8 protein-coding genes are annotated in these 11,505 nt (G+C 36.5%); all 8 read right to left on the minus strand.

The window, feature by feature from the left end; translation table 11 throughout:
- Positions 1-172: 172 nt before the first annotated feature.
- A complete protein-coding gene (locus ACEN3Z_RS06575; protein WP_407090241.1) occupies positions 173-1,516 on the minus strand; it encodes an MATE family efflux transporter in 1,344 nt (447 codons plus the stop codon).
- Positions 1,517-1,659: 143 nt separating this feature from the next.
- Entirely contained in the window at positions 1,660-2,805 is a 1,146-nt protein-coding gene (locus ACEN3Z_RS06580; protein WP_407090224.1) for an AI-2E family transporter, read from the minus strand.
- Between the two features lie 84 nt (positions 2,806-2,889).
- A complete protein-coding gene (locus ACEN3Z_RS06585) occupies positions 2,890-3,801 on the minus strand; it encodes an AEC family transporter (protein ID WP_407090225.1) in 912 nt (303 codons plus the stop codon).
- Positions 3,802-3,856: 55 nt separating this feature from the next.
- Positions 3,857-5,128 (minus strand): metallophosphoesterase, encoded by a 1,272-nt coding sequence (locus ACEN3Z_RS06590; RefSeq protein ID WP_407090226.1) that lies wholly within the window; start codon positions 5,126-5,128, stop codon positions 3,857-3,859.
- Between the two features lie 90 nt (positions 5,129-5,218).
- The gene (locus tag ACEN3Z_RS06595; protein ID WP_407090227.1) at positions 5,219-6,409 is read right to left on the minus strand and encodes a DUF998 domain-containing protein; all 1,191 of its coding nucleotides are present in this window, start codon (positions 6,407-6,409) and stop codon (positions 5,219-5,221) included.
- A gap of 34 nt (positions 6,410-6,443) precedes the next feature.
- On the minus strand, positions 6,444-7,037 hold the full coding sequence (locus tag ACEN3Z_RS06600; protein ID WP_407090228.1) for a hypothetical protein: 594 nt from the start codon (positions 7,035-7,037) through the stop codon (positions 6,444-6,446).
- Positions 7,038-7,742: 705 nt separating this feature from the next.
- On the minus strand, positions 7,743-10,385 hold the full coding sequence (gene adhE, locus ACEN3Z_RS06605) for a bifunctional acetaldehyde-CoA/alcohol dehydrogenase (RefSeq protein ID WP_407090229.1): 2,643 nt from the start codon (positions 10,383-10,385) through the stop codon (positions 7,743-7,745).
- 314 nt (positions 10,386-10,699) lie between these two features.
- A complete protein-coding gene (pflA, locus tag ACEN3Z_RS06610; protein WP_407090230.1) occupies positions 10,700-11,470 on the minus strand; it encodes a pyruvate formate-lyase-activating protein in 771 nt (256 codons plus the stop codon).
- Positions 11,471-11,505: the final 35 nt, after the last annotated feature.

Consider the following 11,505-nt stretch of genomic DNA (forward strand, 5'->3'; position numbering starts at 1 on the left):
TCATCCGTGGTAAGATGGGTGTAGGTCATTTGTGGTCACTCCTTTGTATTCTTTGGTCGGAATTACAAGTTGAGTGTACCACAAATGGCTGTTTTAGTTGTCTAGCTTAATTTTACAATCGGCGAATAATAAAAAATCAGCCGGTGCATTCAATGCATCGACTGACTAAACTTTATTGAGTTGCTTTTTGCTGTTGTAATTCAACAAGCGTCTTATTGCGTTTGTAATAAGCTGGAACTAAGGCAAGTACAGCTCCTAACCAAGCCATTGGATTAGATATAACTGGACCGGCAAAGCCAATAAGCCCACTTAAACCAAACGCCGCAATGATTCTCATCGTTAATTCCATCACTCCTGCGACTGTCGGGATAAAACTATCTCCCAACCCTTGGAGAGTGTAACGAAGGACAAAGAGAATCGCTAAAATCCAATAAAATGGACCGGTTAATTGGAAAAAGTACTGTCCGTAACTTCTCAGAACTTCTTTGGAAGAACTGTCTCCGAAGACACTCGTTAATTCTCCACCGAATAAGAATAAAATAACTGAAAAGAGTATTGACACTGATATCGAAAGAACAAGCACTTGCTTTACGCCTCTTAAGATACGGTCGTATTTTTTCGCACCAAAGTTTTGTCCAACATACGTGGCCATTGATACTCCGAATGACATTAGAACGAAGACGACAATTTGATCAATCTTTTGAGATGCTGAGTAACCTGCGACGGCTTCAGCTCCTAATGTATTTAAGGCGATTGTTACAGACATTGATCCAATCGCAATAATTGAAGATTGAAACGCCATTGGGAATCCAATCCGGCAATGTTGAATCACTTCATCTTTACGCATCTTAAAATGTCTTGCTTTAACTTTTAATAAATAAACTTTCTTCTGAATATAGAATAAGCAAATTAAAGAGGCGATTAATTGTGATACCATTGTCGCAGTCGCTACCCCAGCTACTCCCATATCAAAAACTAGGATAAAGATATAATCTAAGATAATGTTAATCACAACCGCAATGACTAAAGCAATCACCGGTGTCCGACTATCTCCTAAAGCTCTCATTAAGTTACTTAACATATTGAATAGAATTGTAATAGTCATAAATCCAAAGATAATAATTAAATAATCATAGGTGTACTGAATGATTTCAGCCGGCGTATTCATTAAATAAAGAATATCCCATAAGAAAAACATACTCAATGCCGTCATCACAATAACGACTAAAGTCGATAGTACCCCATTGATTGCGACACTTCGACTGACCTTTTCATAATCACGTGCCCCGTACGCTTGCGCCGTTGGAATCGCCATTCCAGCAGTGAACCCTTGCGAGAAACCAACCACAAAGAACATGACACTCCCTGCTGCACCAATACCTGCTAGAGCATTCACGCCCAACGTCCGTCCGACAATGAAGGTATCCACCATGTTGTATAACAATTGAAATATATTGCCTATAATTAAAGGTATAGAAAATAATAGAATTTGTTTGATCGGTGTTCCCGACGTCATATCTTTCACAAACGTGTTCCTCCTACTTTATTTATTTCTTACGTAAGTATATGTTAAAAGTTTTTAGGATACAACATTAATCAATGTAAATATAAAAACCTAATGACAGCAACTAGGCTAATCATTAGGTTTAAACTTTTAAATTAAAATGTTAATTCACTTCCATGATCTAACTCATAGTAATGTTCTTTGTATTCAACATTCGAACGAATAAGTTTATATATGACCGATGCAATAGGCACCCCTAAGAAGAAACCGGCAGGTCCTAAGATCCCCCCACCAATCGTTACCGCTATGAAAGTCCAAATTCCTGGTAACCCAATGGATCCACCAACAATTCTTGGATAAATCGCATTACTTTCAAGCTGTTGCAGTACGATATTGAATAGAAGGAAAAAGAGTCCTTGAATCGGGTTTTGAACGAAGATTAACATCGTTCCAATAACAGCTGATAAGATAGCCCCAACCATTGGTACTAAGGCCAGTGCCCCAGAGAGTGCTCCAATCATACCCGCATATGGGAAGTTAAATATCATCATCCCCACCGTTACTAACGTACCATAAATAATCGCTTCGATTAACATTCCCGTAATAAAACTAGAGAATGATTCATTCGTCACTCTTAAAACATACTTCAAACGACGGAAGTGGTCTCTCTTCATGTAAGCACGCAGTACGCGTTTAACTTGTCTTTGTATCTTCTCTTTTGAAAATAAGGCGTGAATTGCGACAACTAATATAACAACTAATCTAAATAAAGATGAAGTTAATAATTGGAATGTCGTAAACGTTGACCCTAGAATGTTATTAGCAAAACTTGCCGCATCTCGGGCAATACTTTCCCAATTAATGTTTAAATTATTTATCAATGTATCAATTTGAGGATAAATTTCTTCTAAATCCTCAATCCACCTTTGAATATATTCAACCATTAATGGTAGGTTTTCTAATAAAGTTTGTACTAGGGAGATTAATTGTGGAATGATGAGCCATAACACTAGAACAATAACAATAATAACTGTAATCAGTGCCAGTAATATCGATACTGGACGTCTTGCACGAATAAGTAGCTCATTATCCGTTTCTGGAAACCAGAACCCCTCATACATCACCATAATTAAATTCAAAATATATGCAAATACAAATCCATAAACAACAGGAGAAATTATATCCCAAAGCTCTCTCAAACCAGCGAAAATGTGCTGATAATTAAAAATAACTAGAATAAATACTGCAGCTAAAATAACGTACTTCATGACCATTCGATCCAAACGGCCTAATTTATCCATTAAATCCCCCCTCTATATGTATATACACTATACCATGTTTTTATTAGCGATTACGAACAGTTTCATTACAATATGGAGTTATTTTTACACTTGCCAGACAACTAATAATGTTGACATAATAATGATAGAAATGATGATAGATAATGAATTTATAATCGCTGATAATTCAAAATTCTCCCCATACATCCGTGTATACATTGTTGCAACGCCTGAAACCGGCGCAAAGGCAAGTATCGCTAAAGTTTGTCGAATTTCTAAACTAAATGGCAATAAAAAATATAATAATGTTGAAATCCCTGCTGCTACAATATAACGACCAGATAATGTCTTAATTAAGAGCCGGACATGTTCCTTATGAATCCTTAAATCTAAGGCAACACCAATCATAAACATCGACAAGAACGTATTCCCATTCCCAATAATTTGGGTCACATCCGTAATAAAACTTGGTAATTGCAGTGAAAAAAGCGATAAGGTAATCATCACAATATAGACAATAACTGAAGGTGAACTCATCATCGTGCGGAGGATATACCCAATATTAATCTTACTCTCCCCGTCCCTGACACTCTTTGCCATACCGTAGTTTCCACCTAAAACCATGAAGGCACTTCCGGCATCGAACAAGCTTACTGCCAAAATCGCTACTTCAGAGAAAAAGAAAGAAATAAACGGTAAAGAAAAGTTTCCAATATTATAACCATTCATATTCAACATTAAAAAACCTTTCTCGGTTGGTGTTTTACCCAACACATGCGAGAATATAATATACACCCAATTACATAAAAACCCAATAATACTAATAATAATCAATGTCGGTGGGAAGCTCAAACCGTTTAAATTTGAAATAATGGCACTTGGTAAAGTTAGATAAAAAATTAATTTAGAAATCGTGTCAAAATCTCTTTCTCTGATAAAGTAGCCTCGAGTTGTTAAGACATTTGCCAATATGATAATTGATACTAGTACTGCTGCTTTAATAATTGTTTCGACCATGATGTTGTCCCTTCTGTCCGTTTGATATGTGCGTCATAAGCGCATGTATACTAAATTACCATGTAAACTCTTGATGATTATAATTTGCTTGATCCATTAAAACTTGTAGATAACGGTTCATCGACTCTGTATCTGGACTAATCAATTTCTCGAATGTATCTTCATAAGCAGAGACAGTTGCTTCCCAAATATTAGAGATATTTCCAGCAAAGAAAGCTAAATTTAATTCCTGTGTTAATTGTCTTAATTCATCATTTTGATCTTTATTAGAATCCAATTTCTCATTAGCTTTAGTAAAGACTTGTTTAAGGTAAGTATCATAATCGAGTAAATTTGGATCTTCTGTCTTAGTCTCTTTTGCCCAAGCAACCATATCTAATTTTATTTGTTGATACGACTTCTGGTTATTATCAATCACAACCTCGCCAATCACACTCGGTTGAACAGCAAACGCTCCTGTCGCAATGTCAGTCACTTGCCCTTCTTGCGCGATATGTTGGGCATGCATATGCCCACTCAATGTTACAGGTATTTGATATTTTTCTAAAATATTCTTCAACCTATCATGATTACCCACAACAAAATTCTGACCCATCAATTCAAAATGCGGAATAGAACTATGGTGTAAAACAACCGTCACTTCAACGTCCGCTTCCGTAATAGTCCTTAATTTATCCTCCAACCAAATGAGGGTTTCGTCTCTCAATTCTCCTTTAGACACGGGCGGTTGGTCATTGCCTTCTCCGTGATAAATATTACTATCTAACATTACTAACCAATGATCGCTTATTAATTGGGTAATATAACTTAAACTCGCATCATCTTGGTAAGTTGCTTCTCCATAGCCAAAGGAATTCATTAATTTTTGAAATTCTGCGGGAGTAATTTGTTTATCCCTCACAGCTCTACTATCAGTAAATGAACTTGCCCATCCATTGTTAATATCATGATTGCCAGGTATCACAAAAACTTCCGTACCTAAAGCTTCGATTTTCGCAAATACTTTCTGAAGTTCGACTAAACTTTGATACTCTCCGTTTAAAGTCAAATCACCTGCAACTAATAAAACATTCGGTTGCTGTTCTGCCTGTTCGATTTGATAAGCAAGGGCTTCAAGTCGTTCATTGGAGTAAAGAATTTCCAAACCAGCACCAGTATCTTGTAATTTCTGAATGCGGGGCCCTTCAACATATAAGCTAGGTGATAAATGATGGATATCAGTCACAACCCATAATCTCAAATCTGACTCCGCTTTAGACGCTTGTGCGCCAGTCATTGCAAAGAAAATACAAAGAAAGAATACTAAACATTTCCAAACCTTTCTCATTATCAAACCCTCCTTTCAATAACAAACAAAAAAGACTATGAGAAATCTCATAATCTTATTATCCTATATTATTGAATGAATTCAATCTAATTATGTTTTTGATTCTGTTTCTTTCTTAACCTCAATATCTACGTCATAAACGGGGATGGGCTCTCGACTTGCTTTTTCAAGTGTTTGTAATAGTAGCATCAACCAAGTAAAGGCAAGAATAAATGAAACTATTTCAAATCCTGTTAAAGTAATATACCAGCCTGTTAAATAATAATAAGTAACAACGAACAACATAATGCCTAACACATAAGATGTAATCACAAATTCTCGTGACACCTTAGGCACAAACCACTTAATTCCGATAATCATCGCGATAATCATATATACTAGCATGGCTGCAGATTGGTTATGATATTTAGGCATATTTCCCGGTCCATCACTTGGGAAATAACCAACAAGTCCTAGGCAAATTGCTGTAATCGTCAGTAATATTCTTAGAATTGTTAGTGGACGGTGTTTTGGATAAATCTTCTTTAAACCAACAAATAAATAATCCACTAAAGCAATCATCATAAACGCAGACAGCATCAAAGTGAAGTTAAATTGCCAAGCACCGCTCGCCTCTTGTGTTCCTAAGAAACTTAAATTTCGCTGCCACCACTGTGCCTCACTGTTGGTAATCATTGAGATAATCACACCACTTAAAATGACCACAACTAATAATTTGGTCATTAAAGACGGCGAAAGGACCATCACAAAACTGATCATGACATAATTAATAATCGATATAAAGATAAAAGTCAGTAAGGTTGATAAGTAAATATCTAAAACTAAACCTTCAAATAATAAACCTAAGAGGTAGAAAAAGAATAATATAGCTAAAGCAATGATGATGGCGAAAGATAATAATATCGTTGGAACATTCCGCCAATAGATATTCTCCAAATTGGCTAATTTTTTTCTTTTACCTACGATAAAAGCAATCGCAAAAGTAATGACTCCACTTATCGACCCAATCAGCAATATCGCACTCGCAATCGAAATACGTCCCATTAATTGAATAAATAATTGCTCTCGCGAATTGAAAAAAAGAAAATATATCAAAGTTCCAATCACTGCTGGTATTAAGAAATAACGTAAAGCAAGTTTTTGATGATTGCTTGAATGATTATTTGACTTTAGTACATATTCTTGACCATCTATCTTAAGTATCGCTTGATTGACTTGATTTACGTCAGACACTTCATCATTCACTATAACCCTTAGTTCTTTATCCTCATTGCTTCCCATTATGCACCTCGTATTTTGTTAATATTATGCTCACTTATTCAACTTCTTCAATCATATAAAATCTAATTGCTTTAATTAAAGCTTCTTTTTTTGTATTTTCAAATGTATAAAATGAAGCAAAATGTATTCTCTGTCCTGGTTTTGCAATAATAACACCATCCGCTGCTCCATATTTCCCATGGGATAAAATACTCAGTAAGTTTAAACTACTTAACTGTATATCTTTTTTATCAAAATAAGTGATTAATTCATCAATCCCATTTATTGTTTGGTCGCCGTTAATTTCCGTTTCTACAGCAGGATTAAGTGTTTCCTCTAGATTAGATTGCTTTCCAACAAAAAGTCCTACGACAAAGTCTCTAATAACACGTCTTTTCGGCGCATTGTCACAACTTAAATCACCTAACAATAAAAAATCTGGCTTATATGGATGTGCTTCAGCGTCACTAAAAGTTAAATTACTTTCAGTTAAGGCAGATTCTAATATGTTGATCGACTTTTGTCCCATTCCATGTAGCTTTAATAATTCATCTTTACTAAAAGCAGCCACTTCCTCAAGTTGTGTGACATCAATAGTTTGAAGTGCTTTGGTAGCAACTTTTCCAATATTAGGTAAAGCGTGTGACATAATACCCTCTCCTTCATTTTCTTCACTTTATATCACTATCTTAATATATATAAGTCCATACTAAAAGGAGAAAATGCTTGATTTCAAAGATAAGCGTGAATAAGCTTACCTCAACAAGTGGAAGAATTAGTTTATATTCTTCCAGTTAAGCGCCTCAGCTGGAACAATTAGTTTTTATTCTTCTAGTTAAGCGCCTCAGCTGGAACAATTTATTTTTATTCTTCCAGTTAAGCACCTCAGCTGGAACAATTAGTTTATATTCTTCCAGTTAAGCACCTCAGCTGGAACAATTGGTTTTTATTCTTCCAGTTAAGCACCTCAGCTGGAACAATTGGTTTTTATTCTTCCGCTTAATCGCCTCATCTGGAACAATTTATTTTTATTCTTCCAGTTAAGCACCTCAGCTGGAACAATTGGTTTTTATTCTTCCAGTTAAGCACCTCAGCTAGAACAATTGGTTTTTATTCTTCCAGTTAAGCACCTCAGCTGGAACAATTGGTTTTTATTCTTCCGGTTAATCGCCTCAGCTGGAACAATTGGTTTTTTTCTTCCAGTTAAGCGCCTCAACTGGAACAATTTATTTTTATTCTTCTAGCTAGGTACAACTCAAAACCAAAAAACGTATATGCCTTACTTGCGCAAGCAAAGCATATACGTGTATAAAAGGGGATCAAATTTAGGTATTACTTGATGCGTCGGATACTATTAATTGTAGTTTGCTTGTCTTTCTTTATATCCATAATATGCATCTTCAAGGATTTCTTGCATTTCATTTACTAAAGCTAAGCGTGGATTCACTGGTGTACATTGGTCCTCAAAGGCTAAGTAGGCGATATCTTCTGTTTTATCCATGAAGGCAGATTCATCAACGCCCTGGTCTTTTAGACTCATTTGAATTCCAACACGTTCTCCAAGTTCGAACACAGCTTGTGCTAAGTTTTTTACTCCTTCTTCTGGAGTTTTTGCATCAAGTCCGATTAATTTAGCGATGTCTTGGTATTTTACATCTGCTTTGTAGTAATTGTATTTTGGCCAGTTCGCCTGTTTCGCTGGTCGGGTTCCGTTATAGCGAATAACGAATGGAAGTAAAATCGCATTTGTTCGACCGTGAACTGTATGGAAAACTCCACCAATCTTATGAGCCATTGAGTGGTTAATTCCTAAGAAGGCATTACCAAATGCCATACCCGCCATAGTTGAAGCGTTATGCATTCTTTCACGTGCTTCTGGATCATTATATTTTACTGAAGCTTCTAAGTTTTCGAATACAATCTTAATTGCTTGTAAAGCCAGTCCATCAGTAAAGTCGTTAGCCATCACTGATACATACGCTTCGATTGCGTGTGTTAACACGTCCATCCCTGTATCAGCTGTAACAAAATCTGGTACAGTCTCAACTAAAGCAGGATCTACAATTGCGACTGTTGGTAGTAATGAATAGTCCGCTAATGGGTATTTCATATTATTTTTTTTATCAGAGATAACCGCAAATGGTGTCACTTCAGATCCTGTTCCTGATGTCGTTGGAATACCTACATACTTCGCTTTAGACCCAAGTTCTGGGAACTTAACTGCTCTTTTACGAATGTCTAGGAATTTTTGAACTAAATCTCTAAAGTCTACTTCTGGTTGTTCGTAGAATAACCACATGACTTTAGCCGCATCCATAACAGATCCACCACCTAGGGCTATAATTGTATCGGGTTGGAATTGAGCCATCGCTTCAGCTCCACTTCTAACAGTTGTAATATCTGGATCTGGCTCAACGTTATGGAAGATTTGGTAATTTACTTTGTTTTGGCGCGCCTCAAGTTGGTCGATAATTCTTTGAGTAAAGCCGAGTTTCATCATTGATTCATCCGTAATAATCATGACACGTTCAACATCAGCCATTGTTTTTAAATATTGGATTGAGTCACGTTCGAAATAGATTTTTGAAGGTACTTTAAACCATTGCATGTTATTGCGTCGTCTCCCAACTGTTTTAATGTTAAGTAAATTCAATGCTCCGACGTTTCCACCAACTGAGTTGCGTCCGTATGATCCGCAACCTAGAGTTAATGATGGGATGAAAGCATTGTATACATCTCCGATTCCCCCGAATGTTGAAGGAGAGTTCCAAATAACTCGAATGGCTTTAACTTGACGGCCGAATTCATTTGCTAATTCTTGGTCTTGTGTATGAATCGCAGCTGAGTGACCTAATCCAAAGAACTCAACCATTTGTGCAGCTTTTTGAATTCCATCTTCAGTTGTTTCTGATTTCAATAAGGCTAAGACTGGAGATAGTTTTTCGCGCGTTAATGGTTCGTTTGGTCCAACTTCTGACACCTCTGCCACTAGAATATTTGTTTCTTCCGGAACGGTGAAACCTGCTTGTTCTGCAATCCATGTCGCTGGTTTCCCAACAATTTCATTATTTAATTTTGCGCCAGCACAGTTTTCACTGAATGCTTTAGAACCGAAACAAAATTCCTCTAATAGTGCTTTCTCTTTTGAATTTACGATATAAGCATGATAGCTTACTAATTCATCTTTAAATTCTTTATAGATTTCTTTATCAACAATTGCGGCTTGTTCAGAAGCACATACCATTCCGTTATCGAATGATTTACTTAATACGATGTCATAAGCTGCTTGCTTAACGTTTGCTGTCTTTTCAACGTAAGCTGGTACATTTCCTGCCCCTACTCCTAAAGCTGGCTTACCACATGAGTAAGCTGATTTAACCATGGCATTTCCACCAGTGGCTAAGATTGTTGCAACCCCATCGTGATTCATTAATGCATTCGTTGCATCTAACGATGGTTCTGTAATCCACTGTACACAGTTTTCTGGTGCACCTGCTTCAATCGCTGCATCTCGAACGATTTGAGCAGCGTGAGCCGATGACTCAAGTGCTGCCGGGTGAAATGAAAAAATGATTGGGTTACGAGTTTTTAATGCGATGAGCGCTTTGAAAATAGTTGTCGACGTCGGATTCGTTGTCGGAGTGATGGCGCAAATAACTCCAACAGGTTCAGCAATTTCTGTGATCCCCGTCACTTCATCATCACTGATAACACCAACAGTCTTCATATCCCGCATATAATTTACAACGTGCTCACAAGCAAATAAGTTCTTTGTCGCCTTGTCTTCAAATACACCACGGCCAGTTTCTTCAACCGCATGTCTTGCTAAAGTACCATGTTGATCTAAAGCTGCAACCGAAGCTTTCGCTACTATGTGATCAATTTGCTCTTGATTAAATTGATCGAACTCCTCTAAAGCAACCAAACCTTTTTCTACTAAACCATTAATCATGTAATTAACATTTCCAATAACTTCTTTTTCAATTAATTCCGTCATTGTTACGCTCCCCTTTTCTTTATCTTTGATTACATGTTACTCTTTTCACAAATGAAAGTAAAGAGGTTTGTTGTTAAAAATGCTACTATAATAGTTTTTTATTAAGTGTTGTAACAGTTATCTATGCTGTTTCATTCAATGACGAATCTATTAATGTGATTAATTGAACATGTTTAAGGTTCTGTTATATAACAACATTGATGTTGTTTTATTGATATTAATATTTCCATTCTTTAACTGCTAATATTTGCTAGAAATACATAAAAAAGCGCAACACTGTTTTAAAGTGTTACGCTTTAATTATGTCGATTTATTTAATCATCTAAATATCCTTTGTAGCGTTCTGTTCTCAACAATCTTTTAGCATTCTCGACCCGTTCTGCAGTCGGTGGTTCGACTCCTTCCAAACGGTATTTAATTCCAAGTGCCTCATATTTGTAGACACCTAGTTTATGATATGGAAGCACCTCGAACTTGCGAACATTTGATAAAGTTTCAACATAATCGCCTAATCGAATCAGATACTCATCGTAATCCGTACGCGTTGGAACAAGTACGTGTCGAATCCAAACAGGTATATTCAACTCTGAAAGTAACTCAGCCATTTGCATGATATTCTCATTGCGCACGCCTGTTAATTTCGCATGACCTTTTGGATCAATATGCTTAATATCAAATAAGAACAGATCAGTATACTTCATCAGTTCTTCAAATTGTGAGCGGAATGGCTCCTCTAAAGTAAAGGGCGCGCCACACGTATCAATCGTTGTGTGGACACCATGTGCTTTACAAATTTTGAAATATTCAATCAGAAATTCGATTTGAAGTAAAGGTTCTCCCCCACTTACAGTTACCCCGCCGCTATTACCCCAAAAAGAACGGTATTGTATGGCTTCATCGAATAATTCTTGCGGAGTATAAGGTGTTCCCCCACGCATATTCCAAGTATCCGGATTATGACAAAACTGACAGCGTAGACGACATCCTTGCATAAAAGAGATGAATCGTATCCCTGGTCCGTCAACTGATCCGAAACTTTCAGTCGAGTGGACGTTCCCAATAATTGGTGTTTTAACTTCTGACAAGATATATCCCCCTTTCAACAAGATATCTAAAACTT

The organism is Ruoffia sp. FAM 26254 (assembly GCF_045528545.1).
GTDB classification, from domain to species: domain Bacteria; phylum Bacillota; class Bacilli; order Lactobacillales; family Aerococcaceae; genus Ruoffia; species Ruoffia halotolerans.

Coding starts and splice junctions, on each gene's coding strand:
- ACEN3Z_RS06575 (WP_407090241.1), bottom strand. CDS start 1,516: ATGACGTCGGGAACACCGATCAAACAAATTCTATTATTTTCTATACCT.
- ACEN3Z_RS06580 (WP_407090224.1), bottom strand. CDS start 2,805: ATGGATAAATTAGGCCGTTTGGATCGAATGGTCATGAAGTACGTTATT.
- ACEN3Z_RS06585 (WP_407090225.1), bottom strand. CDS start 3,801: ATGGTCGAAACAATTATTAAAGCAGCAGTACTAGTATCAATTATCATA.
- ACEN3Z_RS06590 (WP_407090226.1), bottom strand. CDS start 5,128: ATGAGAAAGGTTTGGAAATGTTTAGTATTCTTTCTTTGTATTTTCTTT.
- ACEN3Z_RS06595 (WP_407090227.1), bottom strand. CDS start 6,409: ATGGGAAGCAATGAGGATAAAGAACTAAGGGTTATAGTGAATGATGAA.
- ACEN3Z_RS06600 (WP_407090228.1), bottom strand. CDS start 7,037: ATGTCACACGCTTTACCTAATATTGGAAAAGTTGCTACCAAAGCACTT.
- adhE (WP_407090229.1), bottom strand. CDS start 10,385: ATGACGGAATTAATTGAAAAAGAAGTTATTGGAAATGTTAATTACATG.